At 36.2% G+C, this 22,782-nt stretch carries 17 protein-coding genes and 1 pseudogene; 14 read left to right on the top strand and 4 right to left on the bottom strand.

Going from position 1 to position 22,782, the window contains the following annotated elements; all coding sequences use genetic code 11:
- Positions 1–42: 42 nt before the first annotated feature.
- The 6 genes and pseudogenes from STA7437_RS17345 (at position 43) to STA7437_RS17325 (ending at position 7,704) form a co-directional block, all read left to right on the top strand.
- Positions 43–240, top strand: a complete 198-nt coding sequence (locus tag STA7437_RS17345) for a hypothetical protein (RefSeq protein WP_041620131.1) — start codon at positions 43–45, stop codon at positions 238–240.
- A 12-nt stretch (positions 241–252) separates the two neighbouring features.
- Positions 253–2,979, top strand: coding sequence for a PD-(D/E)XK nuclease family protein (locus tag STA7437_RS17340; RefSeq protein ID WP_015194690.1), 2,727 nt, complete (start codon positions 253–255; stop codon positions 2,977–2,979).
- 85 nt (positions 2,980–3,064) lie between these two features.
- A pseudogene (locus tag STA7437_RS27725) lies at positions 3,065–3,196 on the top strand (DUF3466 family protein); the annotation flags it as partial.
- Entirely contained in the window at positions 3,197–6,268 is a 3,072-nt protein-coding gene (locus tag STA7437_RS17335) for a DUF3466 family protein (RefSeq protein ID WP_015194689.1), read from the top strand.
- A 164-nt stretch (positions 6,269–6,432) separates the two neighbouring features.
- Positions 6,433–7,275 (top strand): hypothetical protein, encoded by an 843-nt coding sequence (locus STA7437_RS17330; RefSeq protein WP_015194688.1) that lies wholly within the window; start codon positions 6,433–6,435, stop codon positions 7,273–7,275.
- A gap of 246 nt (positions 7,276–7,521) precedes the next feature.
- Positions 7,522–7,704 carry a hypothetical protein gene (locus tag STA7437_RS17325; RefSeq protein WP_015194687.1) on the top strand — a complete coding sequence of 61 codons (183 nt, stop codon included), beginning with the start codon at positions 7,522–7,524 and terminating at the stop codon, positions 7,702–7,704.
- 152 nt (positions 7,705–7,856) lie between these two features.
- Here STA7437_RS17325 and glgA read toward each other — a convergent pair whose 3' ends face one another.
- Together glgA and STA7437_RS17315 are read right to left on the bottom strand one after the other, a co-directional pair.
- Positions 7,857–9,284 carry a glycogen synthase GlgA gene (gene glgA, locus STA7437_RS17320; RefSeq protein WP_015194686.1) on the bottom strand — a complete coding sequence of 476 codons (1,428 nt, stop codon included), beginning with the start codon at positions 9,282–9,284 and terminating at the stop codon, positions 7,857–7,859.
- 129 nt (positions 9,285–9,413) lie between these two features.
- Positions 9,414–10,616, bottom strand: coding sequence for an aspartate aminotransferase (locus STA7437_RS17315; RefSeq protein ID WP_015194685.1), 1,203 nt, complete (start codon positions 10,614–10,616; stop codon positions 9,414–9,416).
- Between the two features lie 126 nt (positions 10,617–10,742).
- Between STA7437_RS17315 and STA7437_RS17310 the strand changes: the two genes are divergently transcribed.
- Positions 10,743–11,231, top strand: coding sequence for a crossover junction endodeoxyribonuclease RuvC (locus STA7437_RS17310; protein ID WP_015194684.1), 489 nt, complete (start codon positions 10,743–10,745; stop codon positions 11,229–11,231).
- On the opposite strand, the gene STA7437_RS17305 is transcribed toward STA7437_RS17310, so the two are convergent.
- Together STA7437_RS17305 and STA7437_RS17300 are read right to left on the bottom strand one after the other, a co-directional pair.
- Positions 11,228–12,472: a glutamate-5-semialdehyde dehydrogenase gene (locus STA7437_RS17305; RefSeq protein WP_015194683.1), complete on the bottom strand. Its 1,245-nt coding sequence runs from the start codon at positions 12,470–12,472 to the stop codon at positions 11,228–11,230. The two genes, STA7437_RS17310 and STA7437_RS17305, sit on opposite strands and share 4 nt — an antisense overlap.
- 28 nt (positions 12,473–12,500) lie before the next feature.
- Positions 12,501–12,914, bottom strand: a complete 414-nt coding sequence (locus STA7437_RS17300) for a hypothetical protein (protein WP_015194682.1) — start codon at positions 12,912–12,914, stop codon at positions 12,501–12,503.
- A 402-nt stretch (positions 12,915–13,316) separates the two neighbouring features.
- On the opposite strand from STA7437_RS17300, the gene STA7437_RS17295 reads away from it, so the two are divergent.
- The 7 genes from STA7437_RS17295 (at position 13,317) to STA7437_RS17265 (ending at position 22,782) form a co-directional block, all read left to right on the top strand.
- Positions 13,317–13,685: a single-stranded DNA-binding protein gene (locus STA7437_RS17295; protein WP_015194681.1), complete on the top strand. Its 369-nt coding sequence runs from the start codon at positions 13,317–13,319 to the stop codon at positions 13,683–13,685.
- Entirely contained in the window at positions 13,675–15,363 is a 1,689-nt protein-coding gene (locus STA7437_RS17290; protein ID WP_216087057.1) for an ArnT family glycosyltransferase, read from the top strand. Before STA7437_RS17295 ends, STA7437_RS17290 begins: the two co-directional genes overlap by 11 nt.
- Positions 15,364–15,676: 313 nt before the next feature.
- Positions 15,677–16,813 (top strand): glycosyltransferase, encoded by a 1,137-nt coding sequence (locus tag STA7437_RS17285; RefSeq protein ID WP_015194679.1) that lies wholly within the window; start codon positions 15,677–15,679, stop codon positions 16,811–16,813.
- A 105-nt stretch (positions 16,814–16,918) separates the two neighbouring features.
- Complete coding sequence (locus STA7437_RS17280) at positions 16,919–17,650, top strand: sugar transferase (protein ID WP_015194678.1); 732 nt, start codon at positions 16,919–16,921, stop codon at positions 17,648–17,650.
- Between the two features lie 173 nt (positions 17,651–17,823).
- The gene (gene gmd, locus STA7437_RS17275; RefSeq protein ID WP_015194677.1) at positions 17,824–18,897 is read left to right on the top strand and encodes a GDP-mannose 4,6-dehydratase; all 1,074 of its coding nucleotides are present in this window, start codon (positions 17,824–17,826) and stop codon (positions 18,895–18,897) included.
- A 53-nt stretch (positions 18,898–18,950) separates the two neighbouring features.
- The gene (locus STA7437_RS17270) at positions 18,951–19,889 is read left to right on the top strand and encodes a GDP-L-fucose synthase family protein (RefSeq protein ID WP_015194676.1); all 939 of its coding nucleotides are present in this window, start codon (positions 18,951–18,953) and stop codon (positions 19,887–19,889) included.
- Positions 19,890–20,346: 457 nt separating this feature from the next.
- A complete protein-coding gene (locus STA7437_RS17265) occupies positions 20,347–22,782 on the top strand; it encodes a sensor histidine kinase (protein ID WP_015194675.1) in 2,436 nt (811 codons plus the stop codon).

The raw sequence follows: 22,782 nt of genomic DNA, 5'->3' as shown, positions 1-22,782 counted from the left end.
AAAGATAAATAAAAAATTAGGAGTAAAACTAAAGTGACACCAATTACCGTAAAAAGCGGTATTTTCTTAGCTTTATGCTGTATTAGTGCGATCGCAGGTGTAGGCTCAGTATTTGAATTGTCTTCTGGTGAACCCGACTTAGGCGGTTTAACTACTGGGTTAATCCTAGCTGGAAGTATTCCTCTAACAGGAATCTTATTTTGGGCTGCGGTACAAGATACCAGAGCAAATCAAAAGTAGCATAATGGAGGGATGAATAATCAAAAATCCCTCTTATTCAACTTACCTGCTAATTTTTCAATTCCTACTCATCTGCAAGTGATTACCCCAAGTCGGACAACTGCGAAAACTTTGGGCGTAGCTCATCTTAGTTTGGAAAATCTAGCTGAAACAATTGTCCGTCAACAGGGAATCAGGCTTGCTTCTTCTCTATTATCTTATCGGTTATTAAGACAAACGCTGCAAGAAGTTCTTCGTCCGAAAGATCTTGAGGGAACAGTTAAAAGATTTTTTCCTGCAATCAAAGAATTATTGAGTCAAGAATTAGATTTAACTAGCTTGGCTCAATCTGCTTCTGTTAGAGTAAGACAGTTAGCTACAATCACCGCAGTTTATCAACAAAAATTAAGAGCAAAAAAATGTATTGATTGCGCTGAATTATTTTGGCAAGCTGCTAGAACTAATAATTATCAAAAATCTTATCTATTTTACGGTTATTTTTATCCTTCTCATGATGAGTTAGCTTTAATTGATGCAGTGGCAGGAGATGACAGTATTTTGGTTTTGCCTACAGGCGAGGAAGAGCTTTTTAGCTCAAATCGCGAGGGGATTGAGTTTTTAACTGCTAGAGGATGGGATTGTAAAGGGATAAATTTTGCGCTCAAAGAACTAGAAAATAAAAGCTTAACCTTCAAAAATCGAGTAAATAACCAAATTTCGTCCAAAAAACCCACCCAAACCACTGAAGCCAACAACTATCAAATCAACAACGATTCAATCGGTAAACAATTACAACAGTGTTTTCTTCATCCACAACCTTTACCTCAAGACGTTAGTTTACAGATTTATCCCAACTTGGAAGAAGAAGTAAGAGGATTTTTAACTCAAGTCAAAAGTTTACTCAATCAAGGAGTTAGCGCAAAAGAAATTGTTTTAGTTGCTAGAGATGAGCAGTTATATGGCACAACTTTATTAGATATTGCTTGGGAATACAATTTACCGCTACGGGCTTTATATGCTATTGGTTTAGAACATACCCGCATGGGTGCATGGTTAAAACTATTATTAGAAGTAATTGACACTAATTTTCCCTTTGAAGCGACAGCTAAATTGCTTTCTCATCCTTTAGCCAGAAAACTTCCTAATCGTATTTGGCAACAAGCAAAATTAAAACATCCTCAAAATTTTTCAGCTTGGCAAGAGTTAGAAGTAGATTTATCTTTGTTGCGGTTACCAAAACGAAACCGTCGAGATGAATGGGTACAACTTGTACAAAATATCCTCGAACAATTTCAAGTACGACAGCAAGGAAAACGTTGGGCTAGGGAAATAGTTGCTTTTTACAAGATTCAAGAGGCTTTAATTCAACTTGCTCAACCAGAAGCGGAAATACTCACTCAAGCGGATTTTTTTCAAAATATTCGAGATACTCTTGCTTTATTAACTGTACCTGCTCAACCAGGCAGAGGTGGGATTGAATTACACACACCTTTATCTTTATTGGGAGCTAAATATAATTATGTTTTTGTGTTAGGTACAGGAGAAGGAATTTTTCCGACTACTATTACGAATGATTCGATTTTAGATTTTTTTGAACGCAAGCAATTAGTTAAACAGGGATTTCGGATCGAAACTGCTGTGACAATAACTAATCGAGAAGCACTTGCTTTTTATAGTTTATTAGCAGTACCCCAAACAAAAATTATTTTTTCTTATCCTCAATTAATTAAACAAGAATCTATATTACCAAGTCCTTATTTGACTCGTTTGGGATTAAAACCAACTTCTCTACCTAATTTACCTGTTGCTAGTTTGGAAAAGGCACGTCAAGTTTATTTACATCAACCGAAAAAATTAAAAGATTTCACTATTAAACAAATAATTAAAGCTTGGCAAGTAGAACAAAAGAGAGAAACTGCTACAGTAGCTGATGAATACGATGGTGTGATTGGTATTCCTCTTGATACTAATAATTTAGTTTTTAGTGCTTCTCAACTTATTCAATTAGGACAATGCCCTTTTAAATGGTTTGCATATCAGTTATTAAAATTAAGAGAATTACCAGAAGCGGAGTTAGATTTAAATACTATTTCTAGAGGTAATTTATATCATCGTTGTTTAGAATTATCCCTCGAAAAAGTAAAAACTGCTGCTGATTTAGCCGAGTTTAATTTACAACAATTGAAACAAGCTTTTTTACAAGCAGAACAAGAATTAAAATTGTCAGAATTACCAGTTTGGCAAACCAGAAGAAAAGAACATCTTGAATTACTTTATCTTAATCTTAATACACCAGAATTTTTACCCGCAGAAAGAGAAGTTGTAGCTCGTGAAACTGAATTTAATCTGAAATGGCATGGGTTACAAATTAAAGGAAAAATAGATAGAATTGATCGCACTACTAATGGATTAACCATCATAGATTATAAAACTAGTAGTAGCACTCCTCCAGGAATTAAAAATGAAGAAGGCAAAGCCAGTTTAGATTTACAACTTCCTTTATATCAAGCAGCTATCGAACAGACTTTTTCCGAACCAGTTGTTGATGCTATTTATTATTCTTTAACTAAACGTAAAAAAATATCTTCAGCTAAACGTAACCCCGAAAAATTAGCAGCTTTTGCCGAAAAAGTTCAATTGAATTTACAACACGGTTACTATCCTGTCGCCCCAGATATCGAACAAAAAGCCTGTCAATATTGTGCATTTGACTTAGTTTGTCGCAAAGGCGATCGCTTGGAACGGAAAATTACTAATTAAATCGAAACGTAAATTTTTAACAGACTCTATCTTGTTTTGTTTGCGATCGCACAGCAGCTAAAAGTTAACTTAAACTTTAGCCAAAATAAATTATTTAGGTTCTGAGAACAGCATTACTCCTAATGGAATTAATGATTCAGGACAAATAGTAGGATCTTTTATTAGTTCTGATAATAATACGCACGCTTTTCTTTACAGTAATGGATCGATAAGTGATTTGGGAGTTTTACCAGAAGCTGAAACATATGAAATTCCCAGTGAGTCTGGTTTAGTAGAAGTACCTTACGATTTTGCTCGTAGCTATGCTGAAGCAATTAACAACAATGGGCAAATAGTTGGTATAGCTAGCTCTAAATATAGCTGGGGTTACGATCTATTCTGTTGGCGCGCATTCATTTTAGATGGAGGTTCAATGACCGACCTTCAGAACGAGTTGAATGGTTTATTTGGCAATGAAGGGATTGAAGTTAATGAGGATTATTACTGGCACTATACCAGTGAAGCTTATGGAATCAACGATTCAGGACAGGTAGTCGGTTTATATTTTGATGGTTTTACTAAAGCATTTGTTTATGGTGGTGGTCAAAATATAAATTTACATAGTCTGTTAGGAGATAATGTAGAAAACAGTTCTGCTCGTGATATTAACAATGAAGGTCAGATAATTGGTGAATTCAATGCAATAAGATCTACTACTTACACTGCGTTTGTCTATAACGATGGCGAAATAAAAACCTTGGGAGGTTCTTTAATTGATATCAATAACAATGGTATTGCTGTGGGTTCAAGTGGTGCGACAGCTATATTATACGACATTGATAATGATACAAGTATAAATCTCAATATTAATAGCATCATCGATTCTGAGAAAGCTATTTGGCTAAGTTCAGCACAAGGAATTAATGACAAAGGGCAAATAGCAGCTACTGGTTATTTCAAAAGCGATGTTAAGCGTACTCACCAAGCTTTTCTTCTTAATCCCAGATTCGCTGAACCAAAATTAAAAGACTATATAAATATCGGCAACATCTCTACGTTTGGCGATACTGTTCTGTTGCAGGGTAATGAAATAACTCTCTTTGGAAATGTCATCACTACGAATGGTGGTGAAATAACCTTTGATGGTCAAACTAAGATTGATAACAATCTAACTATTGATTCTTCTGTAAATGAAGATAATACTATTACTGGTGGTGATATTACTTTTACCAAAACTGTTGATGCTGCGAGTGCTGGTAGCCAAAATCTCACTTTGAAAGCTGGAACAGGTAATATTCTCTTTCAGGATGTAATTGGTGGAAATGGTACTTTCTTCGATATTGGTGTTGAGGGTGCTGGTAGTTTAACTATCAATAAGGACTTAGCAGTTGAAGGCAATCTTAGCTTTGAAGTTATTAACAACATTACTACTGCTAACTTAGCTGCTACTGGTTCAGTTGAGATCTCACTGGGTAAAATAGGCGATGAAACTTTTGCTTCTACAGGCAACGTCACTACAGGAAATATTGATGCTTTAAGCTTAGAAGTTTTGAATAATGGTAGTTTCTCATCAGGAAATCTTGTTACTACTAATGGAGATATTAATATTATTTCTCTCAATAGCATTGCTGTTGGTCAATTAACTGCTACTAATGGTGCTATTGATCTAATTAGCGGTACTGCTGGAATTAAGGTTAACGGTACAGTTGAGAGCGACAACAGTTTCATTGCCTTAGCCAAGCAAAATATTATTACTAATGAGATTACATCCAGTCAAGACGCAGTGATTCTCAAGTCTAGTCAAGATGCTGTTACAGTTAATGGTGCAGTCACAGCCTATGATGATGTTTCTCTAGCTGCTGCAAATAATATAACTGTAGGTGCAGTCACTTCTAATGATAGTAGTGTTGCTTTAATTAGTGCGACTGGAATTGTTGCTGCTAATGGCGTAATCTCCAGCATGGAAGATGTAACAGTTGCTTCTGCACAAAGTTTAACAATTAATCACGAAATTAAATCAGAATTCGGTTCAATAGGTTTAGCTAGTACAGAAGGCTCTGTGACCATGAATATGCCGATTGATAATGCATTAGGTGTCAATCTTGCTGCTAAACAAAGTGTTTCTACCAAGAAAATTAGTATTTATGGAGGCAATATAACTGTAGAGGCAGAACAAGGTACAGCAACTATCGGTGGTCTTATAAATAGTCGTGGCGGTAATGTTTATGTATTGGCTTTGGGAACAATCAATACAAAAAACATTATTTCAAGAGGTGGTGATGTTTCTCTCATCAGCAAGACTGATCTAGTTAGAACAGGATATATTCGTACTGATATAGGAAGTAGAGGCGGTGATGTTTATCTAGAAGCTGCCAAAAATATTAAAGTTATTACAGCAGTTGATATTAATGCCACGGAATATAGTATTTACGTTGGAAGCGACGGCGTAATCAGTATTGCTCATCACCTTAGTAAAAGTGCAACTAAAAGAGCAGAATTTATCATCGGTAGTATAACTGGAAGTGGTACTTTAGCTTCAGTAAGTTCTCCTGTTATTAGTCCTACACCTACAACGCCATTACCAGGAGGAGGAACTGTATCGCCCAACCCATTACTAATATATATAGAGATTTTTAAAAGAATCTTAGATGCTGGAGGTACTGCTCCTGCTCATGTGGCTGAAATTAATCCGATTACGGGTGATCCTTATGCTGATGAAGCTGAGTTTGGGCTTGTTAAACAGTTAACTCCAAATCAGAAAAGAAGATTTAAAGATATTCTTAACAACCAAGCAATACCTAAACAAGAAAGGTTAAAAATAGAGGATTTTCGGAGAGGGAAAGTAGATGATGATGGATGTTACTACTTAAGGCTAGGATTTCGCTTGGGCAGTTACGTACCACACGATGAGTATGCAAGCTATGTGACAGGAGACAATAGCGATCATTTAGTTATGGAGCCTACTAACGGCAATTACTCTTTTTATGATGGAAAATTAAGCGTATTAGGACAAGCATACATTCAAAAAGGACAGCCCATAAGTTCATATGCAGAAGTAAAAACTCAGCATGAGTATTTAGCTAAAAAAGCAAATGGTAATACCAAAAATCTAAATGCTTATGAAAGAGATCAAATAAGAACACTTGAAAGGCAACTTTCAATAGGAAGTCTAATAGCACAGCAGTGTGGATTTGAGTTCTTTTTATCGTTTGATACGAGAAAAGCAGCAAATGCGGCACAAATTTTGTACGCTTCACGCTATCCTCAAGTCAATTTTTACTATATTGAAGCTAAGGAAGCCGAATTCTAATTGTTTATTGGTCTCAATTTAGAAAGACTTAGTATTATAAAGTTTGTTTAGGAGAATATGAATCATAAGGGCGAATGATCACTCGCCCTTCCACAAATCTAATACACTAACGGATATGTGTTGCTATACAAAAAATTTTGATAAACAAATAACAGCGATTTAAAATGCTTTACGACTATTGGAATTACACTAGCTGTATTAATAATGAGAATCAGTCATTGATAGAAGCTAGTCTCCTCAATATCTTAGAAAAAGAAGGTTTTACTCGTGTTTACGAACTGCCCAAAAATTTCTCTATAGATGAACTTAATGCCAACTATCGCAAAATAACTAAACAACTTTTAAAACAGCTTTGGATTATTGGTTTATTCCCTGGCGCATCTGGATGGACGATAATGAAAACCCAACCTAACGAGTTTATGTGTCGTAGACCAAAAAATAGTACAAAACCCAGATTATCGAAATTGGGTACAAAGATAAATTGCAAAGCATTTCATTGGGGTGTTTACAGTAGTTCCTTTGGAATTTTACTAGAAGTTGATGAAAAAGGCGGTATTTTTGTTTCTGGATGTCACGATGTAACAGATAAAAGAGAAAGAAATTTTTTCTATCAAGAAAAAATCAACTATGGTGAAGCCTGGAAATTTCATTTAATTGATATGCCCGCTCATATCATCGAAGCAATAGAACCAACTTCAGAAGAAGAGTGGGAGAGAAAAGAAGCTAGATTAGATGAATTATTAGCCTTAAGAGAACAGGGCTTAGGCACTTTTGATACTTTTGCGGAAGAAGAAAAACTAATGACAAGTGATGGTATCAAAACTGATCAAGCTTTACGACAATATATTGGTAATTCATCTTCTTACTGGGGTATGAGAAGAATGTATTACAAAGCATACACTAAAGAGGAACAAATAAAAGCCGATGGAGGTAGATTATTATATTTTCAACCGCCAGAATATTATCATCAATTAGATTATTTATCTGAGATAGCAGCAAAATATTGAGGAAGTATAAGAAAATGTTTATAAAAAAATTAGTTCTGCTAAAAAAAATCCCGAACAATTATCCGCTTTTACCGAACGAGTAAAAGATAATTTACAACAAGGTTATTATCCCGTCGCCTCAGATGTCGAACAAAAAGCCTGTCAATATTGTGCCAATGCAACTGGCGATGTTACAGCTAAAAATATTACTTCTGAAAATGGCAATGTCAAACTAATTAATCAAGAGAAATCTATCACAACAATATTTTGAATGAGTCACAAGCCTTTGAATTAGGAAGATTATTAGGTAATGGCGCAGCAATAGCCCAGGGAATTATGGAGTTTATTGCTGGAACTGCTGCTCAAGGTGGAGGCGAGGGTTTATGTATCACTGGAATTGGCTGTTTTGCTGGCGCACCTGCGATCGCTAGGGGAATAATTTTACGTTAACAATTTTTTTCCAGTCTTTGAAATGTTGATTCCATTTCATCTCTATAATGTTGTTTTTAGTCACCCCTTTGTAACAAAACTACTCTTGTAAGCTGTTCGGATCTAGCTCTTGAAGCTTATTAATTACTTTTTTTTCGTGCATCCCAAAAATCTTACATAGAGGTTAAAGTCGCTAATTTTTGACTTTCTTGCTCTGATAATTCTGGTGAATATCCCGTAATCTCTTTGTAGATTTTGATGTATTCAAGAGCGGATTTAACCCAACTGAAATTTTGACTCATGGCTCGTTTTTGCAATTCTTGCCATTTTTCTTGATAACGAAAACCTTCGCCAGCCCTTACCATACAGGTATAAAGATCTAAAGGTTCATAACGGTCAAAACAATAACCAGTGCCAGCATTATTATTAGGATCGTGATGAGAAACTGTATCCACTAAACCACCAGTTCGTCTGACAATAGGAATACAGCCATAACGCATAGCCAGCATTTGACTGATACCACAGGGTTCAAACTTAGAAGGCATCAAAAATACATCGCAACCACTGTAGATTCGGCGTGCTAAAGCATCATTATAAAGTAATTGAACTGAAAGACGACCAGAATAACGAGAAGCTAATTGCCAAAGCTGAGTTTCATAAAAGCGATCGCCTGTACCTAAAACAACTAATTGAGCATCATTGTATGCAATAAAGCGATCAAGAATTTGTAGTAGTAGATCAATTCCCTTTTGTTCTACCAAACGAGAGACAATACCCATTAAAAGAGTTTTACGACTAACTTCTAAACCTAATTCTTCCTGTAAAGCAATTTTGTTAGTAATTCTTTTTTCGATAGTATCAATTGAAAAAGTCTGATGAATATATTTATCTGTAGCAGGATTATAACTATCTGTATCAATTCCGTTAACAATACCTCTTAAATTACCACTAATAAAAGAAAGCAAACCTTCAATTTTTTCTCCATATTCAGGTGTTTGAATTTGTTGAGCATAGGTAGGAGAAACGGTGGTAACTTTATTAGCATATTGTACTGCTGCTGCCATTACATTATGCCCCTGCATATACCAAGGACACCAAGTAATCTTTTCTAAATAACCACGCCAAGGACCTTGATAAGCTAAATTATGAATGGTGAAAACGGTGCTAATATCAGGAGATTGATGCATCCAGACAGAAAGCATTCCCGTATGCCAATCGTGACAATGAATTATTTCAGGTTTCCAATAATTCCAAGCAAATTCGGCTGCACCATTAGAAAAGAAAGTAAATCGCCAAAATTCGTCTTCTCCGCCATAAATGTGACGAGGATCGAAAGCAGGATGACCAAACAAATATAAAGGAACATCTGTTCCAGGTAAAACAGTTTCATAGACAGCAAAAGTCTGAAACATGGCAAATCCCCACCAAACAGGCTCTTTGGGAATCTCAATTTTGTCTGCCAAGAAGCCATAATAAGGCAAAAAGATGCGAACATCGTGTCCTAATTGTCTTAATACCTTTGGTAAAGAACCAACTACATCTCCCATGCCACCTACTTTAGCAATAGGTGCTACTTCTGCTGCTACAAATAAAATTCGCATTTCTTTTTTTCTAGCTTCCTCTTTAGTTTGGCACTGAGAGTGATTATATTAGGTATTGCAGACAATCTGAATTTAACTTTTAGCTGTTTTAATTTTGTGTTACTCAAATCGCTTAAATAAAATATTTAATTAAGAAGTTAAGGCTTGAGAATTATAGGTAATTCCTGCTTGTTGAAAACGATGTAAAGCTTCACTCAAGCGATCGCAATCGGCAATCAAACTGATCCTGACATAGCCTTCTCCTGCACTACCAAAAGCATTACCAGGAGTTAGAACTACACCCGTATTTTGTAAGACAGTCAAAGCAAAATCTGTAGAATTCATGCCTACTGGAGTAGGAATCCACAAATACATGGTTGCTTTAGAGGGTGGAATTTCCCAACCTAATTCGCCTAAACCTTTAATTAAAAAATCTCTGCGCTGACGATAACGGTCTTGTACTTCGGTAATATACTGATCTGGTAGTTGTAGTGCAGTTTCGGCTGCCTTTTGAATTGCTGCAAAAATGCCATAATCCAAATTAGTTTTCAGCGTCCGTAAACCCTGAATAATATCAGAATTACCAACTACAAATCCAACTCGCCAACCAGCCATATTATAGGTTTTAGAAAGAGTATGAAACTCTACGCCAATTTCTTTTGCACCTGGAATCTCTAATAAACTAGTAGGCTGATAACCATCAAAAGCCAGTTCAGCATAACATAAATCATGAACGAGCATGATGCCGTAATGGCGAGCAAAAGCAACTACTTCTTCAAAAAATTCCCTTGGAGCAGTCGCGGTGGTGGGATTATTGGGATAATTAAAATATAAAATCTTAGCTTTCTGTGCCACTTCTTCAGGAATTGCTGCTAAATCGATCAACCAATTTTGTTGGGCATTCAGCATCAGAGGATAAATTTCTCCCCCTGCAATTAAGGGGCCCCGAAAATGAGGCGGATAAGAAGGACTAGGTACGAGAATTAAGTCCCCTGGATTGATATAAGCTAAGGCAAGATGAGTTAATCCTTCTTTAGAACCAATTAAGGGCAAAGCCTCACTATCAGGATCAAGGTCAACATCATAACAACGTTTATACCATGTAGTAATGGCACTACGAAAACTAGCAGTACCTTCAAAAGGTGGATAGCCATGATTTTGAGGCTGAGATAAAGCTGCTATGGCTGCATCAATTACTGGTTGGGGTGCAGCACCATCAGGATTACCCATTCCTAAGTCGATTAGGTCAATACCTTGTTCTCTGGCACGGGCTTTTAGTTCATCTAAACGAGCAAAAACGTAAGGAGGTAAGGCATTAAGGCGTTCAGCGCGGGTAATTTTGTTAACACTCATCGAGATCGCAAGCAATTCATGTAGCCTTTTATTTTCGCATCTAGAGGTGAAATAATGCCAGCATTTTTTGTTTTTTGCCCGAATGATCAGTTACAACTTAATTGAATTAGCCAAAAAATTTTGACAATGAACCAAACTTGGTTAGGAATAGACCCTGGTTTAGCGATTGTTGGTTGGGCGGTATTAGAAGAAATTGGGATGGGAACTGCTCGATTGCTAGATTATGGCACGATTGAAACCGATAAAAAACTGACCACACCAGAAAGATTATTAGAAATTGAACAAGATATGATTGAGTTGATGAAAGAATTTCAACTTCAACATATTGCGATTGAAATGCCTTTTTTTGGTCGAAGTATTAAAGCAGCAGGAGGCGTACTTCAAGCCTTTGGCATTATTAATTTAGTTTGCTATCGTGAAACCCACATTGTACCTGTTTATTTACATCAGTCTAGTTGGAAATGTCATCTAGGTAATGGCAAAGCAGATAAAAAAGAAGTAGCTGAGATGGTACAAATTCTATTTGGTTTAGAAAATTTGCCAATTGATGATAGTGTTGACGCGATCGCTATTGGTTATGCTGGACTATGTGGTTTAAGAAACAACATTGCTTAACCTTGAACAATTTGTTTCAAAGTAGTAAATGTTTCTAATCCAATCAAGCCTTGCCGATATCCTTTCTGATTAGATATTCCAAAGAAAATATTCTCTCCCTGGTTGGGATTACGAGAAAATCTGGGAGAAGCATTGACATAAACTAACGCACTATCTACTTCTTGGACAAATTGACGACTTTCTTCGTAAGATTCTGTCACTAAACAGTCAGCATGACCACTACTATAACGATTAATCAAAGCGATCGCTTCTGTTAAATTATTAGCGTAGCGAAAGGTTACTGTTTTGGTTAAATAAGCTTGTCCCCATTCAGAATCACGAGCAGGTTTCAAATATTCGGGAAATTCTGTGATTAAATGAGCATCTCCTCTCAATTGAAAACCTTGTTCTTGGAGACTACTAAACAGAGATAAAACAGAAGAAGACTTTTTTTGACTATGAATAATCACTTTTTCGATCGCATTAACTGGATCTGGTTCACTATTATGACTATCGCTAATCAAATGACGAACTAATTCTAAATCCCCACTTGCTGACCAATATAAATAACAATTGCCCATCGCTGTCTTTAACACTGGGGCGGTTGCTTGTTCGGTAACTTGCTGAATCAAACTAGGACGACCATACGGGACAATTAAATTAAGATATTGGTCTTGAGTTACTAATTCTTGAATTGATGCTCCTAAATCCGAAGAAATAATTCCTAAACACTCTGGAGGCAAATGGGCTGATTCTAGAGCATTTTGCAAAATTTTCGCGATCACTATATTGGAATGACTAGCAGCACTACAACCTCTCAAAATTAGACTATTTCCAGTTTTGAGACACATTCCTGCTGCGATCGCAGCTAATTCGGGAAAAGCCTCATAAATTAAAGCAATTGTTCCTAAAGGCATCAACTGACAATAGGTTTGAGCCGGTTCTAATTGATAACGTGCATTAATTACTCTTCTAGTAGGATCGGCAATTTTTGCCAACTGCTTTAAAGTACTTACAGTTGTTTCTAATCTTTCTGGAGTAAGCTTGAGCCAATCAATCATCAATTCTGGGACTGCCATTTCTCGACTCATTTCTAAATCTAAAGTGTTGGCTTCGAGAATTTCATCAAAATTTGCTTGCAATCCTTGAGCCATCGCCATTACACCTTGTCGACGAGCTAATCCACCCGCAACAGCTAATTGTCGAGAAGCTTGATGAGCAAGTTTAACTGTTGTTGAAGTCAGGTTTAAGGAACTATCCATTGTTTTATCGGTTTTGAGCGTAAAATAATTAACGTCGATAAGCTATCCACAGCATTAGCGCACTAACAATAGTCAAAACTGATAGAACTATTGCCCAAAAAATAATACTTTGAGTCGAGGATAATCTCAAAATCAACGGAAGTAAAACGATGATTAAAATTGGCAAGCTCATCATCACGACTAACGCTGTAGACAGAGAGCTTTGCGCCCAAGAAGAATAAACACTTGTCCAACGATAGCCTGTCCATCGCCAAGCCCGTTTATGATAAATAGAGGATAATTGCTCAATAACCTGACCATTCTCTTTAACCACAAAAATTTGTTGGCAGCGATCGCAACCAAAAGCCTCGGTCAAAGTAATCGGTTTTAAACGACCACGTCGCCGACAAGGACAGGGATAATCATTATTTAAATCAATTTTGTTAATTTTATAAGGTCGCACTAACGTTAATTAAATAAGTTCATTTAAGTATTTTTGATTAAATCAGTCATCGGTACTCTTTGGTTAAACTAAGAGCGTAAGCAGAGCAATGATTGAGTTTTCCTCGCGACAACCGCCCACCACCATCTAAGTTAAACTTTTAAAGTATCTTCAACTATCAATATAGTAATATTGCTGTTCTGGATTTTTACTCAGATCTTCAAATTTATCTATTTTCCGTGAGAAAATCTGTCCCTAAACTAAGAGAGGCAATAGGTACTTCACTTTAAAAAACCTTAATTTGTGAGGAAATCAATCAATATTTATTCAGGTAAAATTGATAACTAATAATTACAGAAGCTAACTATAATTTGTTAGACTAAGATTTACGATTCTAGTATTTTAGTACTATTCAGGTGATTTATGGGGCTTAATCTCGTTAATTTAGTTGGTCATGCTGGAGCAGATCCAGAAATTCGTTATTTTCCTGAAGGAGGAGCTTTATGTAAATTACCTTTGGCGGTTAATCGTCGTAGCCGTAATAACGAAACTCCTGACTGGTTTAATTTAGAAATTTGGGGAAAAACCGCAGAAATTGCCTACAATTACGTACGTAAAGGTAAATTAATTGGAATTCAAGGAACTTTAAAGATCGATACCTGGAGCGATCGCAATACGGGAGCAACTCGTTCTCGACCAGTAATTCGAGTCACTAATTTAGAATTATTAGGATCAAAACGAGATACAGATCCTAGTGCAGTTGGTTCTTATTCAAACGATAGTGAAATTTAAACCCTCTCGTCTCCCCAACTTATCGCGATGCTCTTGGCTCAATTTGAGCCATAATTGGGAATGGTTGGGGTTGAGCGGTATCTGCATTGCTGCCTTAATCTTATTTGGATTGAACTTAGGAGAAACTCCCCTCAGAGATTGGGATGAAGGCATTGTTGCTAGTGTAGCTCGTGAAATTTGGCGTTCTTACGAAAACGGTAATCACTGGCTTTACCCAACCATTAATGGAGGTCAACCCTATTGGAATAAACCGCCCTTAGTTCATTGGTTGATTGCTTGTTCTTATAGCTGGTTCGGTATCAATGAATTTAGCACGAGAATCGTCCCTGCCATGTTATCGGCTTTATCAGTTCCTCTGCTTTATGGAATTGGTAAAGAAATTTTTACAGACTCCAAAGCCGTTGTTTTTTCCACTTTAGTTTATCTAACCTTATTACCAGTAGCTCGTCATGGCAGACTAGCCATGCTAGATGGGGCAATAGTTTGTTTTTTAAACCTGACTGTTTGGTGTCTGTTGCGTTCCCGTCGTCATCTGCGCAATTTACTAGGAGTAGGCTTGGGATTGGGTTTAATCTGCCTAACCAAAGGAATTATGATGGGCTTGCTGCTAGGTGCAATTTTAATTTTATTTCTAGCTTGGGATTGTCCGAGACTACTAAAAAACTCATGGTTTTGGCAAGCCATTATTATAGGAATAATTCCAGTTTTATTGTGGTACGGTTTACAATATTTACGCTATGGACAAGCGTTTTTGGGTATTAGTTTGGGCGATCAAACCTTTAGTCGCATTTGGTCGTCAGTTAACGAAAGACAAGGTGCGCCTTGGTACTATCTGCTAGAAATTCTTAAATATACTTTTCCTTGGCTGCTGTTTTTGCCTGGGGGCATTTTAACAGCGTTTACATATCGTTCCTCAAGTTGGGCAAAGTTGGCTCTGGTTTGGAGTGGGGTTTATTTAGTGACAATTTCTTTGATGGCGACTAAACTACCTTGGTATATTTTCCCAATTTATCCAGCTTTATCATTATTAATTGGAGTTAATTTAGCTAAGATTTGGCATTCTGGCAGGAGATATCCGATTATTTGGTCGCAGATACTCCGCCTTTCAAAGACCGAGACGGCACGGACTGGCGTTCCCCAGGCAATAATTTTTATTATTTTAAGTTTAGCTTGTTATCTTGCCAGTATTTGGTTTGGTTTAGTTAGTTCTCCTCCAGACTACAATTTATTATTAGTTCTAGGAATAATGGCTTTGACTTTAACCATTGCTACGGTAATGCTGCTGCGACAATCTCGACAATTTATCGTGACACTTTTTATTGGTTTATACGTTGCTTTATTGCTGTTTTTTAGTGGTTTTCATTGGGTTTGGGAATTAGCCGAGGCTTATCCAGTTAAACCGATAGCAGCTATGCTTAAACAAGCAACTCCATCACAACAAATTATTTATACTTCTTATCCTTATCATCGTCCTTCACTTAATTTTTATAGCGATCGCGTTATTATTCCCACCTCCCATGAAGAATTAATCAATTATTGGCAACAAGAACAATCAATTTATTTTTTGATTGAACCTTCTTTAAGTGAACAACTTCATTTAGAAGGTCGACACGTTTTAGGCACAGTTGACCATTGGCAATTAATTACAAAGAAAAATTGCTCGACAAATTGCTATTAGTAGTTTAAAAGATAAAATCAAACTTGATTTAATTAAGATTGATTGCCACTAAAAGGTAAACTTTGGCTTTGATCTTCTGGGTTAAATAAAATTTAAATTAACTTCAAAATAAATTTACAAAGTTGACAATTGGATTGTTTAATTTATTTTTAGTTTTCAGATTATTTATTCAGCCAATTTTTTTTGTAAAATAATTACTTGCTTAAAATATATGATATTTTAGATTTAGATTTAGCTAAGTTTAATTGGCTTAAACCAAGTTATTAACCAGCTATATTTTTAATTAAAAAAGGTAGTATGTAGCCAAGCAACTGTGGAATTAAAATATGCTCTAATTCATGAATGGTTAACCCCAAAAGCAACAGGAGGGTCAGAGTTAGTAGTCAAAGAAATACTCAAATATATTGACGCTGACCTTTACGCCTTAATTGATTTTGAATCAGTTAATCCCCAAAGCTACCTATATCAAAGCTCTATTGGTACAACCTTTCTGCAACATTTTCCCTTAGCTCGTAACGGCGTACAAAAATACTTGCCTTTATTACCACTGGCGATCGAGCAATTAGATTTAAGACAATATGATGTAATTTTATCCTCGTCCCATGCAGTAGCCAAAGGAGTTCTTACCAGTCCCAATCAATTACACATTTGTTACTGTCATACTCCAATGCGTTATGCTTGGGATTTAACCTTTGATTATCTCAACGAAAGTAGAGCAGGAAAAGGCATTCCTGGAATTTTGACTCGCTATATCTTACATCAACTACGTCAATGGGATGTTGTGTCTGCCAACCGAGTCGATTATTTTATAGCCAATTCCAATCATACTGCTCGTAGGATCTGGCGTTGTTATCGTCGACAGGCAAAAGTGATTTATCCTCCCGTCGAGAGCGATCGCTTTTCGGTACAATTTGACAAAGAAGATTTTTATCTAACAGTGTCTCGTCTAGTCAGCTATAAACAGATACTGATTATTGTCAAAGCATTTAATCAATTACAAAAACCTTTAGTTATTATTGGTGAAGGTTCTCAACTGAAACAAATTTGTCAATTGGCAAAGCCGAATATCACCATTTTAGGTTTTCAGCCTACTCAAGTAGTGACAGAATACATGGCAAAAGCCAAAGCCTTTGTTTATGCTGCTTGTGAAGATTTCGGAATTGCTTTAGTTGAGGCACAAGCTTGTGGTACGCCTGTGATTGCCTACGGAGGAGGTGGTGCCTTAGAAACTGTCAAAGATATTCGTCACAACCCACAATCAGGAACTGGTTTATTCTTTAGAGAACAAACACCAGAAGCTATTGTGGAAACCGTTGAAACCTTTGAGAAATTACAAAGTCAAATTGATCCAGAAAATTGTCGCTTGCAAGCAGACAAATTTAACCCGAAAATCTTTAAAAAGTCCTATCTGGAGTTTGTCGATGACTGTTATCGGGAATTTCAGTTTTGAAACTGACAAAATATAATTAGATTCTGTCACCAGATGCTCCATATTTTTGGCTTTCTGGATTTATGATTGGGACTGTGTGGTGTGATGTGATGTGTAAGGAGTGAGATGACTGTTAACAGCCAACCCATCTCCGTCAAGCTTGTACAAGGGTTTTTCAAAAGAGGTTTAAACTCTTTCATTAACTTAAAAAAACCAAAAACCCTGTCTTTAATAGCTTTAGACGGAAATTTTACTAAACGTTTGTTTGATATTTGTTTTTCGTTATTTGTATTAATTTTCTTTTCCCCAATTTATTTTGTTTTAGCTGGTTTAATTGCGATTAGTTCACCAGGACCAATTTTTTACGTCCAAAAAAGAATTGGTAAAGATTTCAAATCTTTCAGTTGTATCAAATTTAGAACTATGGTGAATAATGCGGACGAAATGCTAGAAATGATCATGGCAGATTCACCTCAAATGCGAGATGAATTTGAAGAGAGTTTTAAATTAAAACAAGACCCCAGAATAACGCTAATTGGCAAATTCCTTCGTCTTACCAGTCTCGATGAATTTCCTCAGTTTTGGAACGTTCTGATTGGTGATATGAGTGTGGTGGGACCCCGACCTTTAGTACCAGAAGAAATATATAAATACGGTCATAAAATTAATACCGTATTGACAATCAAACCAGGAATCACTGGATTGTGGCAGGTATCAGGTAGAAATGATATTCCTTATCCAAAAAGAGTTCACATAGATGTGTACTATGCAACTAGCCATAATTGGTTGCTAGATCTATGGATTGTGATTAAAACTATTGGTATCGTTATTTTTCCTCGTAATAATGGTGCCTACTAAGATTAGCCAAACTGATTTACAAATCTATCGACAGATTAGGAAAAATATAATTTTCCTAGAGGTAATCGGTAGATTTTTAGGTTAATTTAGTAAAAACAATCAGCCAGTCTCTTGACTGTAAATCAGCAGCAGTCAGTAACCTGGAATTTAACTACATCATTTGGAAATCTAGCATGAGTGAACCCAAACGCGCCCTAATTACAGGTATTACAGGTCAAGATGGTTCTTATTTGAGCGAGTTTTTATTAGCAAAGGGCTACGAAGTACACGGCATTATCCGCAGAACCTCTACTTTTAATACAGATAGAATCGATCATATTTATGTCGATCCTCACAGTCCAGAAGCAAGATTATTTTTGCATTATGGTGATTTAACTGATGGTACGACTCTAAGACGCATTTTAGAAGAAGTTAAGCCTGTCGAAATTTATAATTTAGGAGCGCAATCCCATGTTCGGGTTAGTTTTGATTCGCCTGAATATACAGTCGATTCGGTTGGGATGGGAACGCTTAGAATTTTAGAAGCTATTCGAGACTATCAAAGAAGAACTGGAATTGAAGTTCGATTTTATCAAGCAGGTTCTTCGGAAATGTTTGGGCAAGTGGTAGAAGTTCCTCAAAAAGAAACTACTCCTTTTTATCCTCGCAGTCCTTATGCCTGTGCGAAAGTATATGCTCATTGGCAGACAGTGAACTACCGTGAATCTTATTCTTTGTTTGCTTGTAACGGAATTTTATTTAATCATGAATCCCCTCGTCGAGGAGAAACTTTTGTTACTAGAAAAATTACTCGTGCTTTAGCCAGAATTGTCGCTGGTACTCAAAAGAAACTCTATTTAGGTAATTTAGATTCTAAAAGAGATTGGGGTTATGCTAAAGATTATGTTCAAGCAATGTGGCTGATGCTTCAACAGGAAGAAGCGGATGATTATGTAGTAGCGACAGGAGAAACTCATTCAATTCGCGAGTTTTTAGATATTGCTTTTAGTTATGTCAATTTAGATTGGCAAGATTATGTTGCTTTTGACCCTCGTTATTTACGTCCTGCTGAAGTAGATTTACTAATCGGCGATCCTGCCAAAGCCAAGCAGAAGTTAGGTTGGCAACCCTCAGTGACTTTTGAAGGTTTAGTTAAATTAATGGTAGACGCAGATTTAGCTGTTTTGGGTCTTCCTACTCCTAGTGGTAGTAAAGGCGAAATTGATAATGCTTCAATTCGTCAAGGTATTGCAGTGACCGTAGACTAAATTAATTAAATGTATGATTACTCATAAGTAATTCACCAAAGATTGGGAAAATAATGCTAAGTTTGAGCGAGCAAAGAATTCTGGTTACTGGTGGTGCAGGCTTTTTGGGGAAGCAAGTTATCAACCAATTGATAGTAGCTGGAGCAAATCCTGATAAAATTACTGTAACGCGATCGCGTGATTGCGACCTCCGTGACCTTGATAATTGTAAACGAGCAGCCGAACACCAAGATATTATTATTCATTTAGCTGCTCATGTGGGGGGAATTGGTTTAAATCGAGAAAAACCCGCCGAATTATTTTACGATAACCTGATGATGGGAACGCAGTTGATTCATGCTGCTTATCAAGCAGGAGTAAAAAAGTTTGTCTGCGTAGGAACTATTTGTGCCTATCCCAAATTTACTCCCGTTCCTTTTCATGAGGACGATCTTTGGAATGGTTATCCCGAAGAAACTAATGCTCCTTACGGAATTGCTAAAAAAGCTCTACTGGTACAATTACAATCTTATCGTCAGCAGTATGGGTTCAATGGGATTTATCTTTTACCAGTAAACTTGTATGGCCCTGAAGATAATTTTGACCCCCGTAGTTCTCACGTTATTCCTGCTTTAATTCGTAAGGTTTACGAAGCACAGCAAAAAGGTGACAAGCAATTACCCGTTTGGGGTGATGGTAGTCCTACTCGTGAGTTTTTGTATTCTACAGATGCAGCATTGGGCATCGTTATGGCTACTCAAAACTATAACGAATCTGAACCAGTTAATTTAGGAAATAACTATGAAATTTCCATTAAAGATTTAGTTCAATTAATCTGTGAATTAATGGAATTTGATGGAGAAATTATTTGGGAAACAGATCAACCTAATGGTCAACCTCGTCGCTGTTTGGATACGACTAGAGCGCAAGAAAAATTTGGGTTTGTAGCTCAAACAGAATTTAGGCAAGGATTAAAAAATACAATTGATTGGTATCGTCAAAATGCTAAATAATTAATAATTAAAAAGCTTGACAAATATTGTACTTTTTACCAGATTGGCTGTATCAATATTAAAAACCGTTTTTCAGGTTGGATTAAGTTAATGTTAATTCAACCTATTTTTTTATTCAATAATTAATTTAGGTTCAACCAATTTAATTTTTACTAAAATTCAAATTAGTTTTTTAAGATTAAAGATTAGCTTTGATCTGTTAGCAGAATTGCAAATTACAATCTAGCTATTTTAAATATTATTTTAAGATTTTATCTGATTTATTTTTTGCCAATTTAATGAAATCGGGAAGAAATAGGGAAGCAAAGTAAAAGGTATTAAACTGAAATAATAGAAGTAACTAAATTATTAAAGTTAACCAATAGTCTTATGCAACAATATTAATCGAACCTTTTCTAAATTTTACAAAACTAATTCCTAATTGCGACTAAACTTCAAAACAATAGCCTAGCAAACTATGTCAGCCAAGCTGCCAAAGCGGATAAAATCTGCAATTTTTAGTCAAATTTCTCTACAAAACGTTCTTACTATTCCTTTTTTGCTACAGATCTTTGTCATAGTTGGATTAGTAGGCTATTTTTCCTTTCGTAATGGACAACAAACAGTTAACCAAGTAGCCACTCAATTACGTGAAAAAGTAATTGTCAGTGTTGAACAACAACTACAAAATTATTTAGAAAAACCCCAATTAATTGTTGAACTCAATCAACAAGCAGTCAAATTAGAACAATTATCTTTTGCAGAATTTCTCGCTTTAGAAGAACATCTTTGGCAACAAATTCAAATGTTTAACTCTGTTTATGCAATTTATTTAGGCAATGAACAGGGGAAATTTGCTTATGTAAAAAAAGAACCCAATGGTTCATTAATAGCTAAACCTGTAGAAGTAGTACCCCAACGCCAAGCATATTTGTTAGATGCTCAAGGAAAAAGAAGCAAATTAATTGAAAGCGATCGCTATGATCCCCGCCTTAGACCTTGGTATCTTAAAACTATTCAAACCTTACGCCGTAATTGGAGTGAGGTTTATACTTTCACTGGTGGTGAGTTAGGAATTACTGCTTCAGGACCTTTATATGACAGACAAGGAAATTTTCAAGGGGTAGTTGGTGTTGATTTAGTTCTTAGTTTAATTAGCGATGTACTGAGAAACATTGAGATTAGTCCTCACGGCGAAATTTTTATTGTAGATAGAAATGGTTTTTTGATTGCTACTTCTACCGATGAAGAACCTTTTATTCATAGTGGTCCTAATTTAAGGGAGCAAAGCATTAAAGCTACTGATAGTGGCAATCCTGTGCTCAAAAATACGGCTCGATATTTAACCAAAAATTTTCAAAATCTTAATCGAATCAATCAGGCAGAACAAGTAGATTTTTTACTCGATGGCAAAAAACAATTGGTACAGGTATTACCCTATCAAGATCAATTGGGTTTAGATTGGCTGATTGTGGTTGTAGTCCCAGAAGCAGATTTTATGCGAGGGATTCATGCTAACGGTCGGATGACCATTTGGTTGTGTTTGCTAGCTTTGGTTTTAGCTAGTATGGTCGGTATTTTAACCTCTCGTATTCTTGCTCAACCTATTTTACGCTTGAGTCAGGTTAGTAAAATTATTGCTCAAAGTGCGCGCTTGAGAAATACAGCTACTGATTTATATCCGATTGTTAGAGTTAAAGGAATTAAAGAATTAGAAGTACTGGCTGAATCTTTTAATGAAATGACTCATCGGTTAAAAGCTGCTTTTGTGGATTTAGACCGAACTAATCAAGATTTAGAATTAAGAGTAGAACAAAGAACCGCAGCTTTACTTCAAGCTAAACAAGCTGCTGATGCTGCTAATCAGGCAAAAAGTGAATTTTTGGCAAATATGAGCCATGAATTGCGAACTCCTCTCAATGCGATCCTTGGTTTTACTCAATTATTGTTACAAGATTCCTCTTTGAATCCGAAACATCAACAGAATCTGGAGATTATTAACAGTAGTGGGGAACATTTATTAACTTTGATCAATGATGTCTTGGAAATGTCTAGACTGCAAGCAGGACGAGTTACTCTTCAATTAGAAAGCTTTGATCTCTACCAAATGCTGAATGATTTGGAAGTAATGTTTAAACCAAGAGCGGAGGCTAAAAACTTACAGCTTTCTTTTGAATGCGATGCGAATATTCCTCAATTTATCCAAACCGATCAACAAAAATTACGTCAAGTTTTAATTAATCTCCTTAGTAATGCTCTTAAATTTACTCAAGTTGGCGCGATCGCTCTACGAGTAGCAGCCTTCAGTTTTAGTACCAAAGCTCAATCAAACACAATTGAAGGTATCAACGCAAGCTCTACCTTTTTAACCCAGGGTACTGCTCATCAACCACAAATGACTCTTACTTTTGAAGTGGAAGATACTGGTTGTGGTATTGCTGCTTCTGAGTTTGAATCAATTTTTGATGCTTTTGCTCAAGCTAAAAAAGTTCCTAAAGAGCATGAGGGTACGGGATTAGGATTAGCTATTAGTAACCAATTTATTCGTTTACTAGGAGGAGATATTTCTGTTAGTAGTATTGTGGGAGAAGGAACAATTTTAAAATTTTATTTGCCAGTACTCTTAAGTGAGGATAACTCTTTACCAACAGTATTATCTGCTCCCAGATTTAAAGGTGCAATTACCCAAACACAAACAAAATCATGCGCTACATCTATTCAAAATATGCCTGTTGAGTGGATTGAGCGACTTCATCAGGCTGCGGTTGAAGTTGATGGAGAATTAATTCTACAGTTGATTGAGCAGATTTCTCATCATAATTCTGCTTTGGCTGACAGACTAACCAGATTAGTTCATAATTTTGAATACGATGAAATTCTGGAGTTAAGCGAGCGTGACCGCTCAAACTTTTAA

Origin of the sequence: Stanieria cyanosphaera PCC 7437 (genome assembly GCF_000317575.1) — a bacterium.
In the GTDB taxonomy this organism is placed as follows: domain Bacteria; phylum Cyanobacteriota; class Cyanobacteriia; order Cyanobacteriales; family Xenococcaceae; genus Stanieria; species Stanieria cyanosphaera.
The sequence above is the reverse complement of the archived record's forward strand: the minus strand, read 5'-3'. Positions and strand labels throughout refer to the sequence as shown.